General features: G+C 72.2%; 14 protein-coding genes. 6 read left to right on the plus strand and 8 right to left on the minus strand.

Annotation, left to right across the window (positions count from 1 at the left end; all coding sequences use genetic code 11):
* Window positions 1-41 precede the first annotated feature (41 nt).
* The 4 genes from ACWD11_RS28570 to narI are packed head-to-tail and all read left to right on the plus strand — an operon-like array spanning window position 42 to window position 6518.
* On the plus strand, window positions 42-3710 hold the full coding sequence (locus ACWD11_RS28570; RefSeq protein ID WP_451286408.1) for a nitrate reductase subunit alpha: 3669 nt from the start codon (window positions 42-44) through the stop codon (window positions 3708-3710).
* Window positions 3710-5305: a nitrate reductase subunit beta gene (gene narH / locus ACWD11_RS28575; RefSeq protein ID WP_451286410.1), complete on the plus strand. Its 1596-nt coding sequence runs from the start codon at window positions 3710-3712 to the stop codon at window positions 5303-5305. The genes ACWD11_RS28570 and narH overlap by 1 nt, the downstream gene beginning before the upstream one ends.
* Window positions 5305-5799, plus strand: a complete 495-nt coding sequence (gene narJ / locus ACWD11_RS28580; RefSeq protein WP_389420790.1) for a nitrate reductase molybdenum cofactor assembly chaperone — start codon at window positions 5305-5307, stop codon at window positions 5797-5799. Before narH ends, narJ begins: the two co-directional genes overlap by 1 nt.
* Window positions 5796-6518 (plus strand): respiratory nitrate reductase subunit gamma, encoded by a 723-nt coding sequence (gene narI / locus ACWD11_RS28585; protein ID WP_451286412.1) that lies wholly within the window; start codon window positions 5796-5798, stop codon window positions 6516-6518. The genes narJ and narI overlap by 4 nt, the downstream gene beginning before the upstream one ends.
* Before the next feature lie 3 nt (window positions 6519-6521).
* On the opposite strand, the gene dnaK is transcribed toward narI, so the two are convergent.
* The 8 genes from dnaK to ACWD11_RS28625 form a co-directional block, all read right to left on the minus strand.
* Window positions 6522-8384, minus strand: coding sequence for a molecular chaperone DnaK (gene dnaK / locus ACWD11_RS28590; protein ID WP_389420788.1), 1863 nt, complete (start codon window positions 8382-8384; stop codon window positions 6522-6524).
* Between the two features lie 93 nt (window positions 8385-8477).
* Entirely contained in the window at window positions 8478-9227 is a 750-nt protein-coding gene (locus ACWD11_RS28595; RefSeq protein WP_389420787.1) for a glycerophosphodiester phosphodiesterase family protein, read from the minus strand.
* A gap of 6 nt (window positions 9228-9233) precedes the next feature.
* On the minus strand, window positions 9234-10616 hold the full coding sequence (locus ACWD11_RS28600; protein WP_451286415.1) for a CorA family divalent cation transporter: 1383 nt from the start codon (window positions 10614-10616) through the stop codon (window positions 9234-9236).
* Between the two features lie 99 nt (window positions 10617-10715).
* Window positions 10716-11144 carry an OsmC family protein gene (locus ACWD11_RS28605; RefSeq protein ID WP_351981101.1) on the minus strand — a complete coding sequence of 143 codons (429 nt, stop codon included), beginning with the start codon at window positions 11142-11144 and terminating at the stop codon, window positions 10716-10718.
* Between the two features lie 63 nt (window positions 11145-11207).
* The gene (locus ACWD11_RS28610; RefSeq protein ID WP_451286505.1) at window positions 11208-12977 is read right to left on the minus strand and encodes a vWA domain-containing protein; all 1770 of its coding nucleotides are present in this window, start codon (window positions 12975-12977) and stop codon (window positions 11208-11210) included.
* Window positions 12978-13030: 53 nt separating this feature from the next.
* A complete protein-coding gene (locus tag ACWD11_RS28615) occupies window positions 13031-14092 on the minus strand; it encodes an ATP-binding protein (protein WP_451286417.1) in 1062 nt (353 codons plus the stop codon).
* A gap of 79 nt (window positions 14093-14171) precedes the next feature.
* A complete protein-coding gene (locus tag ACWD11_RS28620) occupies window positions 14172-16238 on the minus strand; it encodes an alkaline phosphatase family protein (protein ID WP_451286419.1) in 2067 nt (688 codons plus the stop codon).
* An 86-nt stretch (window positions 16239-16324) separates the two neighbouring features.
* A complete protein-coding gene (locus ACWD11_RS28625) occupies window positions 16325-16726 on the minus strand; it encodes a hypothetical protein (protein WP_389420783.1) in 402 nt (133 codons plus the stop codon).
* Window positions 16727-16811: 85 nt separating this feature from the next.
* Between ACWD11_RS28625 and ACWD11_RS28630 the strand changes: the two genes are divergently transcribed.
* Together ACWD11_RS28630 and ACWD11_RS28635 are read left to right on the plus strand one after the other, a co-directional pair.
* Entirely contained in the window at window positions 16812-17585 is a 774-nt protein-coding gene (locus tag ACWD11_RS28630; protein WP_451286421.1) for an MBL fold metallo-hydrolase, read from the plus strand.
* On the plus strand, window positions 17582-18202 hold the full coding sequence (locus tag ACWD11_RS28635; protein ID WP_389420781.1) for a DedA family protein: 621 nt from the start codon (window positions 17582-17584) through the stop codon (window positions 18200-18202). The genes ACWD11_RS28630 and ACWD11_RS28635 overlap by 4 nt, the downstream gene beginning before the upstream one ends.
* Window positions 18203-18205 lie beyond the last annotated feature (3 nt).

Consider the following 18205-nt stretch of genomic DNA (forward strand, 5'->3'; position numbering starts at 1 on the left):
CGGCCTAGGTTCGAAAGTCACGGGCAAGCAAGGGAGCGCAGGTGACCGACACCCGGGTACCGCCCACCGAGCCCGGTGCGGCCCTGCTGCGGGCCGGCCGGTTCTTCCGGTCCGGCACGGCCGCGCCGGACCTGCACAGCGTCCGGATCACGGGCGGCCGGGAGGCGGACGTCTTCTACCGGGACCGCTGGAGCCACGACAAGGTCGTGAACTCCACGCACGGCGTGAACTGCACCGGCTCCTGCCGCTGGAAGGTGTACGTCAAGGACGGCATCATCACCTGGGAGACCCAGGAGACGGACTATCCGAGCGTCGGCCCCGACCGCCCCGAGTACGAGCCCCGCGGCTGTCCCCGCGGCGCCGCCTTCTCCTGGTACACCTACTCCCCCACCCGGGTCCGCCACCCGTACGTCAGAGGCGTGCTGCTGGAGCTGTACCGGGAGGCGAAGCAGCGCCTGCACGACCCCGTGCTCGCCTGGGCCGACCTCCAGGGCGACCCCGAGCGCCGCCGCCGCTACCAGCGGGCCCGCGGCAAGGGCGGTCTGGTGCGGGCGAGTTGGGACGAGGCGGTGGAGATCGTCGCCGCCGCCCAGGTCCACACCATCAAGACCCACGGCCCCGACCGCATCGCCGGCTTCTCCCCCATTCCCGCGATGTCGATGGTGTCGCACGCGGCGGGCGCCCGCTACCACTCCCTGATCGGCGCCCCGATGCTGTCGTTCTACGACTGGTACGCCGACCTTCCGGTGGCCTCCCCGCAGGTCTTCGGCGATCAGACCGACGTACCGGAGTCCGGCGACTGGTGGGACGCGGCCTATCTGATGATGTGGGGCTCGAACGTCCCGGTCACCCGGACCCCGGACGCGCACTGGATGGCGGAGGCCCGCTATCGCGGCCAGAAGGTCGTGGTGGTCGCCCCCGACTACGCCGACAACGCCAAGTTCGCCGACGAGTGGCTGCACCCGCACCCCGGAACGGACGGCGCACTGGCCCTCGCGATGGGCCACGTCGTCCTCAAGGAGTTCTTCGTCGACCGCGAGACCCCGTTCTTCGCGGACTACGTACGGCAGTTCACCGACCTGCCCTTCCTGGTCACGCTCACCGAACGGGACGGCGCCCACGTCCCCGGCAAGTTCCTGCGCGCCCGCGATGTCGGCCAGGACGGTGAGGGAGCCGAGTGGAAGACGGTCGTCCTCGACGAGGTCACCGGCCGCGCCGTCGTCCCGAAGGGCTCCCTGGGCTTCCGCTGGACCGACTCCGGCAAGGGCGACTGGAATCTGGAACTCGGCGACACCGTCCCGCGGTTGAGCCTGTACGGCCACTCCGGCGCGGCCGGGGTCGAGGTGCTGCTCCCCCGCTTCGACACCGCGCAGGGCTCCGGGGACGTCCTGCGCCGGGGCGTCCCGGCGATCCGTCTCGGTGGTGCCGACGGCCCGCTGGTCACCACGGTCCACGACCTCCTGCTCGCCCAGTACGGGGTCTCCCGCCCCGGTCTGCCGGGCAGCTGGCCCGCCTCCTACGACGACGCGGACGCGCCCGGCACCCCCGCCTGGCAGGAAGCCCACACCTCCGTCCCGGCGGCGAAGTGCGTCAGGATCGCCCGGGAGTTCGCGCGCACCGCCGAGCGCTCCAAGGGCCGCTGCATGATCCTCATGGGCGCCGGGACGAACCACTGGTTCCACTCCGAGACGATCTACCGCGCCTTTCTGGCGCTGCTCCAGCTCACCGGCTGCCAGGGCCGCAACGGCGGCGGCTGGGCGCACTACGTCGGCCAGGAGAAGTGCCGCCCGGCGACCGGCTGGGCCACCCTCGCGGCCGGTTCCGACTGGTCCCGCCCGCCGCGGCAGATGATCGGCACGGCGTACTGGTTCCTCCACACCGACCAGTGGCGCTACGACCGGTTCACCGCCGACGCGCTCACCTCGCCGCTGGGTGCGGGCCTGCTGGCGGGGATGACGGGCGCGGACTGTCTCGCGCTGTCCGCGCGGGCGGGCTGGATGCCGTCGTACCCGACCTTCGACCGCAATCCGCTGGAGCTGGGCGAGGCGTTCGGCGATCCGGTGGCCAGAACCGTCGCCGAACTGCGGGCGGGCACCCTGACGTTCGCCTGCGAGGACCCGGACGCGCCGGAGAACTGGCCGCGCGTACTGACGCTGTGGCGGGCCAACCTGCTGGGCTCGTCGGCCAAGGGCGCCGAGTACTTCACCAAGCACCTGCTGGGCACGCACTCCTCCCTGCGCGCCGAGGAGGCCCGGCCCGAGGAACGGCCGCGCGAGGTGACCTGGCGGGACGAGGCGCCCGAGGGCAAGCTCGACCTGCTGGTGTCGCTGGACTTCCGGCAGACCTCCTCCACGCTCCTGTCCGACGTCGTCCTCCCGGCCGCGACCTGGTACGAGAAGCACGACCTGTCCAGCACGGACATGCACCCCTACGTGCACGCGTTCACCCCGGCGGTCGACCCGCCCTGGCAGGCGCGCACCGACTTCGACACCTTCAAGGCGCTGGCGGAGAAACTGAGCGAGCTGGCCGCCGGCCACCTCGGCGTGCGCAGGGATCTCGTCGCCTCCCCGCTGCAGCACGACACCCCGGGCGAGATCGCCCAGCCGGGCGGGGTGGTACGGGACTGGAAGCGCGGCGAGTGCGACCCCGTGCCCGGCCGGACGATGCCGCACCTGGCCGTCGTGGAGCGCGACTACACCAAGATCGGCGCGAAGTTCGCGGCGCTCGGCCCGCTGGTCGAGCAACTGGGGCTGCCCGCCAAGGGAATCGCCCTGCGGCCGGACGAGGAGGTCGAGCACCTGCGGCGGCTCAACGGCACCGGCTTCGAGGGCCGCCCCTCCCTCGACACCGCGGTCAAGGCCGCCAACACCATCCTCGCCCTCTCCGGCACCACCAACGGCCGCCTCGCCACCCAGGGCTTCCGCACCCTGGAGGCCCGCACCGGGCAGCCGATGGCCCACCTCGCCGCCGAGCACGAGGGCAAGCGCGTCACGTACGCCGACACCCAGGCCGCGCCCGTGCCGGTCATCACCTCGCCGGAGTGGTCGGGCAGCGAATCGGGCGGGCGCCGCTACACGGCGTTCACGCTCAACACCGAGCACCTCAAGCCCTGGCACACCCTCACCGGGCGGCAGCACTTCTTCCTGGACCACGACTGGATCCATGAGCTGGGCGAGGCGCTGCCCGTGTACCGGCCGCCGCTGGACATGCACCGGCTGTTCGGGGAACCGCGTCCGGGTCCGGACGGCACCCGCGAGGTGACGGTCCGTTACCTCACCCCGCACAACAAGTGGTCCATCCACTCCGAGTACCAGGACAACCTGTTCATGCTGGCGCTCTCCCGCGGCGGCCAGACCATCTGGATGTCCCCGCAGGACGCGGAGGCGATCGGGGTCGCCGACAACGACTGGATCGAGGCGGTCAACCGCAACGGCGTCGTCGTCGCGCGGGCGGTCGTCTCGCACCGGATGCCGGCCGGCACGGTGTACATGCACCACGCCCAGGAGCGCACGATCGCCGTCCCCACCGCGGAGACGACCGGCCGGCGCGGCGGCATCCACAACTCGCTCACCCGGCTGATCCTCAAGCCGTCCCATCTGATCGGCGGCTACGCCCAGTTGTCGTGGGCGTTCAACTACCTGGGCCCGACGGGCAACCAGCGCGACGAGGTGACGGTGATCCGCCGCCGCGGGCAGGAGGTCGAGTACTGATGCGCCCGATGGCCCAGATCGCCATGGTGATGAACCTCGACAAGTGCATCGGCTGCCACACCTGCTCGGTCACCTGCAAACAGACGTGGACCAACCGGCAGGGCATGGAGTACGTCTGGTTCAACAACGTCGAGACCCGCCCGGGACAGGGCTATCCACGCCGCTACGAGGACCAGGAGCGCTGGCGCGGCGGCTGGGAGCTGAACCGGCGGGGCGCGCTGAAACTGAAGTCGGGCGGGCGGCTGCGCACGCTGGCCGGGATCTTCTCCAACCCCAAGCTCCCGGAGATCAAGGACTACTACGAGCCCTGGACGTACGACTACCAGAACCTCACCGACGCCCCGCTCGGCGACGACTACCCCGTGGCCCGCCCGGTCTCCCGGCTCGACGGCAAGCCGATGAAGATCGAGTGGTCCTCGAACTGGGACGACAACCTCGCGGGCGCCCCCGCCTACGGCGACCTGGACCCGATGGTGGAACGCACCCGGCAGCAGGTCGCCGACAAGGTGCGCTTCGAGTTCGAGCAGACCTTCATGTTCTATCTGCCGCGCATCTGCGAGCACTGCCTGAACCCGGCGTGCGTGGCCGCCTGTCCGTCCGGCGCGATGTACAAGCGGGCGGAGGACGGCATCGTCCTGGTCGACCAGGACGGCTGCCGGGGCTGGCGGATGTGCGTGACGGGATGCCCGTACAAGAAGGTCTACTTCAACCACCGCACCGGCAAGGCCGAGAAGTGCACCCTGTGCTACCCGCGCCTGGAGGCCGGACTGCCGACGGTCTGCTCGGAGACCTGCGTGGGACGGCTGCGCTATCTCGGGGTCGTGCTCTACGACGCCGACAAGGTGACGGCCGCCGCGTCCGTGCGGGACGAGAGGGCGTTGTACGAAGCCCAGTTGGGCGTCTTCCTCGACCCGGAGGACGAGGAGGTGCGGCGGGCGGCCGAGGAGGCGGGGATCCCGTACGACTGGCTGGAGGCTGCCCGCCGCTCCCCCGTGCACGCGCTGATCAGCACCTACCGGGTCGCCCTCCCGCTGCACCCGGAGTACCGCACGATGCCGATGGTCTGGTACATCCCGCCGCTGTCACCGGTGGTGGACGCGCTGACGGAGACGGGCCACGACGGCGAGGACGCGGACAACCTGTTCGGCGCCATCGACACCCTCCGCATCCCGCTGGAGTACCTCGCGGAGCTCTTCACCGCCGGGGACACCGCACCGGTGCGGGCCTCGCTGGAGAAGCTCGCCGCGATGCGCTCCCACATGCGGGCGCTGAACCTCGGCGAGGACCCGGACCCGGCGGTGCCGGCCGCCGTCGGGATGCGACCGGAGGAGATCGAGCAGATGTACCGCCTGCTGGCCATCGCCAAGTACGAGGACCGGTACGTGATTCCGACCGCCGCCGTCGGTGACGCGCGGCGCCTGGAGGAGTCCGCGCTGCCGCAGGACTGCTCCCTCGACCACGACGGCGGGCCCGGCATGGGCGGGGACGGGCCGTTCGGCCAGGACTCGGGCCGCCGGCTGCTTCCCCTGGTGAGCGTGGAGAACTTCCACCTGCTGCGCAGACGCCAGACCTCGGACGACGCGGAGGAGACCTGATGCCCTCGGACGCGGTGCTCTACCAGGCGGCGGCGCTCTGCCTGACCTATCCCGACGACGACTTCCGCGCCCGGCTTCCGCTGCTGCGCGAAGCCGCGCCCCAGCTGCGGGAGTTCACCGACCACGCGGCGGTGACCGACGCCCAGGAGCTGGCCGCGCACTATGTGCAGGTCTTCGACTTCAAGAACCGGCACAGCCTGTACCTGAGCTGGTGGCGGGACGGGGACACCCGGCGGCGCGGGATGTCGCTGGTGCGCTTCAAGGACCTCTACCGCGAGCACGGCCTGGAGTTCAGCGGCGAGGAACTGCCCGACTTCCTGCCCGCGGTACTGGAGTTCGCGGCCCGCACCGGCAACCTCGACCTGCTCCTCGAACACCGCGACGCCCTGGAGCAGCTCCGCTCCCGGCTCACCGACTTCGGCACGCCGTACGCCGCCGTCCTGGACGCCGTGTGCGCCACGCTGCCGACCACGCCCACCGGGACGCGCCGATGACACTGTTCCTGTGGGGCGTCCTGCCGTACCTCGTCCTCGTCCTGCTCGTCGCCGGACTGCTCTGGCGCCACCGCTACGACAGGTTCGGCTGGACCACCCGCTCCTCCCAGGTGTACGAGTCGAAGCTGCTGACCATCGCCTCGCCCGCCTTCCACTACGGCATCCTCTTCGTCCTGGTCGGCCACCTCGTCGGCCTGTTCGTCCCGGAGTCGTGGACCGCCGCCCTGGGCGTGAGCGAGCACGCCTACCACCTGTTCTCCCTCTACGGCGGCACCGCGGCCGGTGTCGTCACCGTCGCCGGGATCGCGCTGCTGGTCTACCGCCGTCGCACCCGGGCCCCGGTGTTCCGCGCCACGACCGCCAACGACAAGCTGATGTACCTGGTGCTGGTCGCGGCGATCGTGCTGGGCATGGCCGCCAAGCTGGCCCACTCCTCCGGCGACGGGTACGACTACCGGCACTCCCTCGCCCCGTGGGCCCGCAGCCTGTTCACGCTCGGCCCGGACACCGGTGCGATGGCGGGCGTGCCGGTGCTGTACCAGGTCCACGCGGTGATCGGCATGGTCCTGATCGCGCTGGTGCCGTACACCCGGCTGGTGCACATGTTCAGCGCGCCGGTGCAGTATCTGTTCCGGCCGTACGTGGTGTACCGCAGCCGGGACCCGAAGCAGCTCGGCCCGCGACCGGAGCGGCGGGGCTGGGAGACGACCCGCCGCTGACCGCTAGGCGGCCCCTCCTTTCTGGTCCTTCTGGTCCTTCTCGTCGTCGACGATCTCCGCGTCCACCACGCCCTCGTCCTCCTGGGGTGCGGTGGGCCGGTCCGTGGGCTCCGAGTCGGCCTGCGCGTACATCGCCTGCCCCATCTTCTGGCTGACGGTGGCGAGTTTCTCGACGCCGGTGCGCAACTCGGCGGTGTCCGCCTCGCGTTCCAGGAGCGCCTTCAGCTCGGTGAGCGCGGACTGCACCTCGGAGCGGGTGTCGGCGGGCACCTTGTCCTCGTTCTCGCGGACGAACTTCTCCGTCTGGTAGACGAGTTGCTCGGCCTGGTTGCGGGTCTCGGCGGTTTCGCGGCGCTTGCGGTCCTCCTCCGCGTACTGCTCGGCGTCCCGCATCATGCGGTCGATGTCCTCCTTGGGCAGGGCCGAGCCGCCGGTGACCGTCATCTTCTGCTCGCGGCCGGTGGCCAGGTCCTTGGCAAAGACGTGCATGATGCCGTTGGCGTCGATGTCGAAGGCGACCTCGATCTGCGGAACCCCCCGGGGCGCGGGCGGCAGACCCGTCAGGTCGAAGACGCCGAGCTTCTTGTTGTAGGCCGCGATCTCGCGTTCGCCCTGGTAGACCTGGATGCCGACGGAGGGCTGGTTGTCGGCGGCGGTGGTGAAGATCTCCGAACGCCGAGTCGGGATCGTGGTGTTGCGCTCGATCAGCTTCGTCATGATGCCGCCCTTGGTCTCGATGCCCAGGGACAGCGGGGTCACGTCGAGCAGCAGCACGTCCTTGACATCGCCGCGGATCACCCCCGCCTGGAGGGCCGCGCCGACCGCCACGACCTCGTCGGGGTTGACGCCCTTGTGCGGGTCCTTGCCGGTCAGCTCCTTCACCAGCTCCGTCACGGCCGGCATCCGGGTCGAGCCGCCGACGAGGATCACGTGGTCGACCGCGGCGAGCTTGATCCCGGCGTCCTTGACCGCCTGGTGGAAGGGCGTCCTGCAGCGGTCCAGGAGATCGGCGGTGAGCTCCTGGAACTGGGCGCGGGTCAGCTTCTCGTCGAGGTGCAGCGGCCCTTCGGCGGAGGCCGTGATGTAGGGCAGGTTGATCGTGGTCTCCGAGGAGCTGGACAGCTCGATCTTGGCCTTCTCGGCGCCCTCGCGCAGCCGTTGCAGGGCCATCTTGTCGTTGCCCAGGTCGACGCCGTACTGCCCCTTGAACTTCTTCACCAGGTGCTCGACGACCCGCTGGTCCCAGTCGTCGCCGCCCAGGTGGGTGTCGCCGTTGGTGGCCTTGACCTCGATGACGCCGTCGCCGATCTCCAGCAGGGAGACGTCGAAGGTGCCGCCACCGAGGTCGAAGACGAGGACGGTCTGCTCCTCGCCGCGGTCCAGGCCGTAGGCGAGGGCGGCCGCGGTCGGCTCGTTGATGATCCGCAGCACCTTCAGGCCCGCGATCTCACCGGCCTCCTTGGTCGCCTGCCGCTGGGCGTCGTCGAAGTAGGCGGGGACCGTGATCACGGCGTCGGTGACGTCCTCGCCGAGATAGGACTCGGCGTCCCGCTTCAGCTTCTGCAGCACCCGGGCCGACAGCTCCTGCGCGCGGTAGCGGGTGCCGTCGACCGAGCCCTCCTGCGGGAAGCGCCAGCCGCCGTCCCCCATGTAGCGCTTGACCGAGCGGGCGGTGCGCTCGACGTTGGTCACCGCCTGCCGTTTGGCCACCTCACCGACGAGCACCTCGCCGTTCTTGGCGAAGGCCACGACCGAGGGGGTGGTCCTGGCCCCCTCCGCATTGGCGACGACCGTGGCTTCGCCGCCCTCCAGCACGGCCACCACCGAGTTCGTGGTCCCGAGATCGATACCGACCGCACGTCCCATCGCTGTCCCCTTCCGTGCCAGGGCACTTCCCCGAACTCCAGCACAAAACTTGAGTGCGCTCTTGTCAATGGTGCGGGTACCCCGGGCGCGGGCTCAGCCGGTCACCCGCTCCGGTTCCCGGGGCTCGCCGCGCAGGGCCACGGCCCGCCGCGGCCGGTCGGTGATCAGGACGTCCACCCGCGGGTGGCCGAGGAAGGTCCGCATCAGGGTGTCGTCGTTGACCGTCCACACCATGGTGAACAGGCCGTTGCGGGTCGCCTCCCTGAGCACCCGGGCACGGGCCAGCTGCTGGTGCACCGCGACCCCGCCGGCCCCGCAGGCCCGCACCCGCCGCATCGGCAGCAGTTCGCTGAGCCGGGTCCCGGGGAGCCGGGCCCAGCCGACCTCGTCCCGGTCGCGGCCCAGCGAGAGGGCGGTGCGCGCCCGGGGGAAGGCCCGGGAGATCGCGGCGACGGAACGGTCCTCCAGGGTGGTGGCGACGAAGCCGTCCTCACCGAGCAGGGCGACGGCCCGGTCGATCACCTCGCGTTCGTAGCCGACCTCCTTGAGGTCCAGGTGGCCGACGAGTTTCCCGGCGATCAGTTCCATCACCTCGTCGACGACCGGCACCGCGTACCCGGCCCGCTCGCTGAGCTCCGCGTGGGTGATCGTCGACAGGAGCGGCCCGGTGTGGCAGGCGCGGGCGTCGTGGTAGACGACGAGGACGCCGTCCGCGGTCCGCCGGATGTCGAACTCGACGTACTCCGCGCCGCTGAGCAGCGCGTCCTCGTACGCCTCCCAGGTGGCGGCACCGGCGCGTTCGGAGCCGCCGCGGTGGGCGGAGACGGCGGGTCGTCGCGGCATGATCGGTCAACTCCCGGGAGAGGTACGTGGTGCGGGCACCGGAGCGGTCGGCGGGTCGGAGGCGGGCAGCAGCGTGCCGGGCCGTCTGCCGACCCTGCGCAGCAGCAGGTAGCCGATCACCGCCAGCGCGACGAAGGGCAGCCAGGCCAGCGCGTACGCGGTGCCGTACCGGCCGAGGTCGAGGATGGAGCGGTCCTCGTCGACGTCGGTGGCGTTCACGCCGAAGAAGGCCAGCAGCAGGGTCGGTGGCAGAGCGATCAGGGTGGCCGCCGCGACCAGCGCGGAGACGACCCGGTTCTGCCGCTCGTCCCGTTCCGCGAGGGCGGCGTCCAGGGCGGCCGAGCGGGCGCTGATGACGGAGGTGAGCCGCTCGACCATGCGGGCGGAGTTGTCGAGACTGTCGCGGATGCCGAGGGTGTCGCGCAGCGACGACTGGAAACCCTCCGTGAGCATCTCCGGGATCAGCAGGCTGTCGACGTACGCCTCGACACCGAAGGCGAGGTCCAGCTGGAGCTCGTTCACGCCGTCGGAGAGGCGGGAGATCAGGGTGCGGACCTCGGACGCCGAGTCGGTCAGGGCCTGTTCGTTCTGTTTCATCATCGCGAAGGCCGCGAGCCGGGTGCGCTGGAGCACGGCCAGCGCGGAGATCATGCCGAGCGCGACGACGGCGAGGCCGTTCTCCACATGGACCGCCCAGCCCGCCTGGACGGAGACCCCGCGGCCGTGGGCGGTGAGCGTGACGCCGTGGTGGGTGAGGTTGGGCGGCACACTGACCGCGAGCCGGTCGGCGGCCTCGACGGGCATCATGCCGCGGTAGATGATCCTGTTCAGCAGCGCCGCCCGGTGGGTGTCGTCGGCGTGGGAGAGCACGTCCTCGCGTAACCGGCCGCCCGGGTAGACGAGTTGGTGGACGTTGAGGCCGAAGGTGACCGGCTCCCGCAGGGCCAGGCGTTCCCTCAGCACCTCCAGCAGCGGTCGGCCGCCGAGCCGCAGGCGGTCGCGCTCGAAGCAGGTGGTGGCGAGCCAGGAGGCGACGGCGAGCGCCTCGGTGTCTCCGGCGAACTCGCAGTCCAGCAGCAGCGTGGCGTCCCCGCGCGGGGTGGCGACGACGAGCAGGTCGACGCGAGCCAGGGTCAGGCCGTGGTCGCCGCCGGGCAGCCTCAGCTCGCCCGGGGCCGTCGTCTCGGCCAGCACCGGTACCGGCAGCACCGCCTCGCCGGACTCCAGGTGCGGCCGGAACCGGCCGAAGGGGAAGCGGTCGACAAGGGTGTCCGGGGCGGGGTCGGGCGGGCGGACCCGGCAGCCGAGGCTGAACAGCAGCAGAACGCGGGTCAGTTCCCGGGTGGCGGAGTCGAGCACCGTCCCGCCGCCTGCGGTTCCCGTCACCATCGCGGTCCTTCCGACTCATCGGCGTCCAAGTCATACCCCGAACCGACGTCGCGCAGGCCACCCCGGCGGGCGGCCTGCGCGAACCATGCTCCCCGACGCTCAGGCGAGCTTCGCGGACAGCGTGATCGGGACGGCCTTGAGGGCCTGGCTGACCGGGCAGTTGGCCTTGGCGTCCTCGGCGGCGGCCAGGAAGTCCTCCTCGCTGATGCCGGGCACCGTGCCCTCGACGGTGAGGTGGATGCCGGTGATGCCCTGGCCGGGCTGGAAGGTCACGTCCGCGGAGGTGACGAGCTTGGTGGGCGGAGTGCCCGCCTTGTCCAGGCCGTTGGAGAAGGCCATGCAGTAGCAGCTGGAGTGCGCCGCCGCGATCAGTTCCTCGGGGCTGGTCTTGCCGTTCGCCTCCTCGGCGCGCGACGGCCACGACACCGGCTGCGCGGCGATGCTGCCGGAGGAGTCGAAGGTCACGACGCCGTTGCCCTGGAACAGGTTGCCTTCCCACACGGTGTGTGCGGAGCGCGTGGTTGCCACGATGATTCCCTTCAGTGAGGTCCCGTGTTCGGGTCCGTGAGCACTATCCGATCACATTCCGGCTCAGCTCACCCGGAAGACCGGCCCGCCTGCGGAGAACGGCAGCCGGGCGCCCTGCGGAATCAGATAGGCGTGCTCGCGCCGCACCCTGAGCACGTCGCACCAGCCGTCCGTGATCACCAGGACCGGGGCGCCGGGCGGGAAGTCGTCGGCGCGGTGCAGCAGATCGATGCCCGGCTGCAGGACCGTGCCGCCCCGGCCGTGCACCCGCACCCGCCCGGCGATCTCCGTGACCGGCAGATAGCCCGCGTCGTGCGGAGCCGTGTCGCAGAACACCACCCGCGCGGCCGGGACGTCCCGGGCCTCGGCGTAGGAGGCGATGGCACCGAGCGCCTTGCCGAGCAGGATGCGGTTCATGGAGCCGGAGGTGTCCAGGACCACGCCGAAGGTGCAGCGGGCGACCTCCTCGGGCGGGAACCGGCGTCCTGCGCGGGGGATGCCGGGCGTGGCGGCCTGCCGGCGCGCCGGGCGGGCGTACGTCCGTACCGGCTCGGGGCGGGGCACGAACTCGTCGAACCAGCGGGCCAGTCGCGCGTCCCAGGGCAGCGGCGGATGACTCAGGGCGCGGATCTCCTCGACCAGGCCGCCGGGCAGGAAGCCGCGTTCCTGTCGCTGGTGCAGATCCAGGCCCTGGTACAGGCCGCGCCGGTAGAACTCGTCGAGGTCGGCGAAGTCGCCCGGCGGGCACAGCGGCGCGCCGAGGATGTCGCCTACGCCCTTGCCGCGCAGGGTGGCCAGGCGCCGCATCCGGCGCAGATCGCCGGCGATGCGGTCGTAGACCTCCTCGGCGGACAGCCCCGTGAGCCCGGCGTCGTACAGCAGGCCCTCGGGCATGGTGCCGACGTCCATCTCCTTGAGCCAGCCGTTGACGACGTAGTCGCAGGCGACGTTGAAGAGGTAGGGGTCGCGGGCGCCGCAGCGGTCGCCGTGGCGCAGGGCGGCGTGCAGCATCTCGTGGGCGAGCACGAACCGCCACTCCTCGTCGTCGAGGGAGCGGAGCGGGTTGACGTAGATCTCGCCCGCCTCGGCGTTCACCGCGGCGACGGAGATGCCGTGGGCGCGGGCGAGTTCGGCGTCGGCGACCAGCCTGATGCCGGAGGCGATCCCGGCGAGCAGCGGGTAGGAGGCGATGAACCAGCTCAGGGCGCGCTGCCAGGGGCGCTGCCGGGCCGGTTCGCCGTCCAGGCTCTCGCGGCGGCCGCCCGCCATGTCCATCGCCGCGGACACCGTCCGGGCCAGCGCGGTGGCGAAGGCCAGCTGGTGGTCGGGCGGCTGCCCGTACCAGCCCTGCCACTCCACCAGCCGCAGGTCCGGCTCGCCGCCCGCGGTGCCGCAGCGCTCGTACGCGGCCGGGAGGCCGGTGCGGCGCCAGCGCGCGGCGAGCTGCTCCTCGTCGCCGTCGGGGTAGGCGGCGGGCAGTTCCTCGGGGGTCTCGCCGATGGTGAAGCCGAGCAGGAAGCGGTTGACGACGACACAGCGGGCGGCGAGGTCGCAGGCGTCGGGCTGCTCGCGGACGCCTGGGGCCGCCGGGACATGGCCGAAGCCGAGGTGCAGGATCGCGTGGGCGAGGGCCCAGGCCCACGCGGCCGGCGTGGCCATGGGGGTCCCCCCGCGCGAGTCTGTTCGAGCGTGGGGGAGGTCGGGGTGGACGTGCAGGGTGGCGGAGGAGGTGACGCGCACCAGCCCCTCGCGCGGGGCCAGCGCGCAGTCCTCCTGGCGGCACAGGTCGAACTCCACGGCCGCCAGCGCCGGGTTGGCCTTCACCAGCCGCATCCCCTCGGCGAGCGCCTCCGCGGCCAGGTCCCGCCTCTTCGGCCGCTGACGGCTCACCGGCGGGCCTCCACCAGCCGCGGCATGTCCCGGGCCGCCTCGACGAGGAACCACGAGGGCAGCACGGGATTGCCGTCCGCGTCGGAGGCGATGACGGTCTGGGCGACCTCGACGGAGATCTCCGCGAGCTGCACCAGCAGCGACTTGGCGCGGTAGGCGGTCTGGCGGCCGCTCGCCGACATGTGCTCCTTGCCGGCGGGCAGTTCCTTGACCAGCCGGCCGCGGAAGGAGTCGGCGAGGTAGTAGAGCAGGTCGCGGTCCTCCGGGCGGTTCGGCCAGCGGGCCTCGCCCTTGATGATCGCCTCGATGCCGAACCGGCTGCGGACGATCTTGACGTAGCCGCAGAACGCGGTCGCGTGGGCGGGCGTCAGCGTGCCGTGCGCGAGGACCTTCAGGGTCTCCTCGTCCAGGTCCCGTCCGAAGGAGTGCAGCGCGTCGGAGAGCATGTGCCAGGACCGGGGCGTGGAGAACGGCTCCTCGGTCTTGGGCGGCTTGGACCACAGCTGGTCGGGCCGGTCGGTGAGGTGGTCCACCACCCAGGGGTGCACGCCGTTCTCCCCCGCCCAGACCAGCCAGTCCTTCGGGGAGGCCGCCAGATGGACATAAGTGAGACGGTTGATCAGCGCGGAGGCGATCGGGCGGGCGAGCGCGTTGTCGGTGGCGCGGTTGCCGGCCCCGATGACGATCGACCCCTCGGGCAGCTCGTAGCTGCCGATCCGGCGGTCCAGGATCAGCGAGTAGAACGCCTTCTGCACATCCGGGCCGGCCGCGTTCAGCTCGTCCAGGAACAGGCAGTACGGCTCGTCGCGGGCGATCGTCTCCGGCGGGCAGAACACCGACCGCCCGTCCTTGATCTGCGGCACGCCGATCAGGTCCTCGGGCGCGAGCTGGGTGCCGAGCAGGCTGACGCACTCCAGTCCCAGCGAGGCGGCGAAGTCCCGCACCAGGGAGGACTTTCCGATGCCGGGGGCGCCCCAGACGAACACGGGCCGCACGGTGGCGAGGCCGAGGAGGAGTTCCGGAAGGCGGGCGGGGGTGACGGTGACGGCAGCCTGCAAAGCAGGACTCCTCAGGGGTGTTCGAGCGATGTCGGCTGCGAACAGTGTGGGCGTACGACCCTTTTGACGCACCCGGTTTTCAGGCCGCCCGCTCCTCCGCGGGCCGCTCCACCGGCACTTGGGGCCCGCCCGCCTCGTCCAGCCAGCGGCGCAGCACACGGTGGATGTGCTCGGCGCCGACAAGTTCCGCCCCGTCCTCGGCCGGCGCGGACAGCACGAGCGGCGAGAGCAGGAAGGCCCGGCCCTGGGCGCCGCCGAGCCCGCCGTGCGAGCCGATCTGCTCCTCGAAGGCGAGGACTTCGCCGTCGGCGGGGTCGTACATGGAGTTGACCATGATGTCGGCGGTGTGCGGGAAGGAGTGGGTGCGCCGCACGGCGTCCGCGGCGCCGGGCCCGAAGGGGGCGAGCGGGCCGGGGTCCTGGTCGAGGCGGTCCAGCGGGATCTCGGTGCCGAACGGGCCGAGCACGACCCCGCCGTGCCGCTCGCTGCGCACCAGCAGGAAGCCGATGCCGGGGTGGTTGGCGAGCGTGGTCAGCAGCGCGGGGTGGCGGGCGTCGATCTCCTCCTTGGTCATCCGGTGGGGGACGTCCGGGAAGGAGATCAGGCCGAGGTTGCCGGAGGCCAGCACGATCGGCTCCGAGCGGCGGGCCGGACGGTCCTTCTCGCCGCGCTCCTCGACGGGGATGCGCAGCGCCGCGCGCACGGCGGTGCGGGCCTCGGCATCGCTGTGGGTGCGGCGGGCCCGGCGCGGCACGGGCAGCCCGCAGCCGGCCCGCACCAGGTCGCCGAGGGTGAGGCCGTAGCGGGCGCGGAAGGTCTCGCCGGGGCTCTGCCCGTGGTCCGACAGCACCACGATCCGGTACGGCCGGGGGGCGTGCTCGGCAACGTTCTCGATGAGCTCCAGCGCCCGGTCCAGGCGTTCGAGGACCTTCTCGGCGTCCCGGCTCGCCGGTCCCGAGTGGTGGGCCACCTCGTCGTAGGCGACGAGGTCGGCGTAGACGGCGGTGCGCCCGGCGAGCATGTCGCCCATCACCGCGGAGACGACGACGTCCCGTTCGACGACGGTCGCGAAGGCCCGTACGAAGGGGTAGAGGCCGCCTCGGGAGACCCGCGGGCGGGTCTTGCGCAGCCGGGCCCGGGTGGACTCGCCGATCTCCCGGCCGACCTCGGCGACGAACGACAGCGCGGTGCGCACCGCGTTGGCCGGGTCGGAGAAGTAGGCGAAGTAGCCGGCGCGGGAGCGGGTTTCGCGGCTGCGGCGCATGGTCGCGATGGACAGCACCAGGGCCTGTTCCTCGGCGCCGCCGCTGAACAGGTTGCCGCGGCTGGCGCCGTCGACGGTGAGCAGTCCGCCGTCGCCGCTGTGCCGCACGGCCCGGCGCTGGAGTTCGGCGGCGCTGGTCGGGCGGTTGCAGACCATCACCTCCCCGCTGTCCTTCTCGTACCAGCGGAAGGCCGGGACGTCGTGGTTGCTGCCGTGCATGATGCCGAGCTGGCTGGCGCCGGTCTGGCTGGACCAGTCGGTGCGCCAGGGGGTGAGCCGGTGGGTGGGGCGGTCCCCGCCGGTCCAGCGGGCCAGGGTCGGCATCAGCCCCTTGCGGACGGCGTCCCGCAGCACGTCGTGACCGACCCCGTCGAGCTGCAGGAAGACGGTGCCCGGAGTCGACGGACAGGGCGGCCCGGTGCCGCGCCGGCGGTCGGCCAGGCGGTACAGCCGGCGGCGGTAGGCGTCGTCGTCCCGTACGGCGAGGGCGGCGCCGGTGGCGGAGGCGACCGCGGACATCACGGCGGCGACCACCACGGCGGTCTCCCAGGCGACGCCGCCGCGCTCGGCGGGGTTCAGCCGCAGGGCGACCAGCAGGAGGGCGCCGTTGAGGAAGAAGACCAGCAGGCCGAGGACGAGGGCGGGCACCAGCAGCAGCAACCGGACCAGGAGCGGCCAGACCAGGGCGGACAGCACACCGAAGGCGCCGGCGCCGAACGCGGCGGTGACGGCGATCCGGGTCGAGCTGTCGCCGTGGGGGGACTGGAGCTGGAAGTCCGGCAGGATCCCGGCGAGCACCAGCAGGGTGAGCGTCGACACCGCCCACACCGCGACGCTGCGCCCGATCTGACTGGCGACCCGCCGCCAACGCCGCCCCTGCACTCCCCGCACACCTCACGTCCCGGCCCGACACCGGCGGGCCTGCCCTCCACCTTGTCATATGGACGCGCGGAGGCAGGGCGCCGTTGCTAGCGGCCGTCGTACCCCGCGGTCGGCAGCGACAGCCGCCGGTGCACCTGGGCCTTCATCCGGGAGTCGTACCGCGGCTCCTCGCAGCCCACGGTCTCCACCCGCACCCCGCGCCGCGCGCACTCCGCGGTGAACTCCTCGGCGGAGGACAGCGCGCTCTCCAGCACCCGGCGGCTGGGCACCACGAACAGGTCGACGCCGGGCCGCACCCCGTCCCACAGCACCAGGTGGTCCGGCCGCAGCTTGCGGACCAGCAGCTCCCGGCTGACCGTGTAGCCCCGCTCCGCCGCCCATCGCGCGCAGATGGCGTGCTGGCTGCGGGAGTCCACCAGAAAGGGGTCGGCGTCCAGTTCCTCCAGCGGCGTCAGACTCGCGATCGCCGTGACCCGCACCGGTCCCATGGGGTCCCCCTCACCTCCGGGTTTCAGGCGCCGACACTACTCCTGCCCGTAGGCTTCGGGGGAGTCGCGCGAAGGAGGCAAAGAGGTGTCCGTGGAGATCACCTGGTGGGGTCACGCCACCTGCACGGTCGCCGACTCGGACGTACGCGTCCTCACCGACCCTTTGTTCGCCCGCCGGCTCGCGCATCTGCGCCGGCGCCGAGGCGCGCTCCCGGCGCCCGGTGCCTGGCGCGCGGACGTCGCGCTCGTCTCCCATCTGCACGCCGACCACCTGCACGTTCCCTCCCTGGCGCGGCTCGCGGAGGGCACCCGCCTGCTCGTGCCCCGGGGCGCACCACGGGCCGTGCCGGGACTGCGCCGGCTCACGCACCTGCGGGTCACCGAGGTGGTGCCCGGGGATGTGGCACAGGTGGGCGCGGTGCGGGTGCGTGTCGTGCCGGCCCGGCACGACGGCCGCCGGCTGCCGGTCGGGCGCCATCACTCCCCCGCTCTCGGTTTCGTCGTCGAGGGCGAGGCGCGCACCTACTTCGCCGGGGACACCGGCCTGTTCGACGAGATGGCCGAGGAGGTCGGGCCGGTGGACGCGGCGCTGCTGCCGGTGGGCGGCTGGGGGCCGTATCTCGGCGAGGGTCATCTGGACGCGGGGCGCGCGGCGGAGGCACTGGCGCGGCTGGCGCCCCGCAGTGCCGTGCCGGTGCACTACGGCACGTACTGGCCGATCGGGATGGACGCCGTGCGCCCCCACGAGTTCCACTCGCCCGGCCACGAGTTCGTCCGGCTCGCCGCGCAGCGCGCGCCCGATGTCACCGTGCACCGGCTCGGGCACGGCGAGAGCATACGGCTGGGGGTGAGCGCGTGACCTGGCTCACCGCCGCGTCGGCGACGGTGTCGGCCGAGTCCACGCACCAGGCGATCGGCTACCCGACGCTGTTCGTCCTGGTGCTGCTGGGCGCGCTGGTGCCGGTCGTGCCGACGGGGGTGCTGGTGAGTACGGCCGCGGTGGTGGCGTTCCATCAGACGGCGCCCTTCGCGCTGGCGATGGTGTTCGTCACGGCGTCCCTGGCCGCGTTCCTGGGGGATGCCACGCTGTACTGGCTCGGGCGGCGGGGGATGAAGTCGAAGAACGGGTCGCGGTGGCTGGAGGCGATACGGTCGCGGGCGCCGGAGGAGCGCCTGGAGCAGGCGCAGACCAAGCTGGCCGAGCACGGGGTGGCGGTGCTGGTGCTGTCCCGGCTGGTTCCGGCGGGGCGGCTTCCGGTGATGCTCGCCTGTCTGGTCGCGAAGTGGCCGATGCGGAGGTTCGCCCGGGGGAACTTCCCGGCGTGCCTGGCGTGGGCGGTGACGTATCAGCTGATCGGGATCCTGGGCGGGTCGCTGTTCCCGGAGCCCTGGGAGGGGGTCGTCGCGGCGGTGGGGCTGACGCTGGCCGTCAGTGCGGCGCCCAGCGTCTGGCGGCGCCTCCGGGCTGCCGGGTGAGGT

Source organism: Streptomyces sp. NPDC002776, assembly GCF_053592195.1.

What these genes read in the sequence shown, in the direction of transcription:
- narH (WP_451286410.1), top strand. Translation starts at nt 3,710, where the DNA reads ATGCGCCCGATGGCCCAGATCGCCATGGTGATGAACCTCGACAAGTGC.
- narJ (WP_389420790.1), top strand. Translation starts at nt 5,305, where the DNA reads ATGCCCTCGGACGCGGTGCTCTACCAGGCGGCGGCGCTCTGCCTGACC.
- narI (WP_451286412.1), top strand. Translation starts at nt 5,796, where the DNA reads ATGACACTGTTCCTGTGGGGCGTCCTGCCGTACCTCGTCCTCGTCCTG.
- dnaK (WP_389420788.1), bottom strand. Translation starts at nt 8,384, where the DNA reads ATGGGACGTGCGGTCGGTATCGATCTCGGGACCACGAACTCGGTGGTG.
- ACWD11_RS28595 (WP_389420787.1), bottom strand. Translation starts at nt 9,227, where the DNA reads ATGCCGCGACGACCCGCCGTCTCCGCCCACCGCGGCGGCTCCGAACGC.
- ACWD11_RS28600 (WP_451286415.1), bottom strand. Translation starts at nt 10,616, where the DNA reads ATGGTGACGGGAACCGCAGGCGGCGGGACGGTGCTCGACTCCGCCACC.
- ACWD11_RS28610 (WP_451286505.1), bottom strand. Translation starts at nt 12,977, where the DNA reads ATGCGGCTGGTGAAGGCCAACCCGGCGCTGGCGGCCGTGGAGTTCGAC.
- ACWD11_RS28625 (WP_389420783.1), bottom strand. Translation starts at nt 16,726, where the DNA reads ATGGGACCGGTGCGGGTCACGGCGATCGCGAGTCTGACGCCGCTGGAG.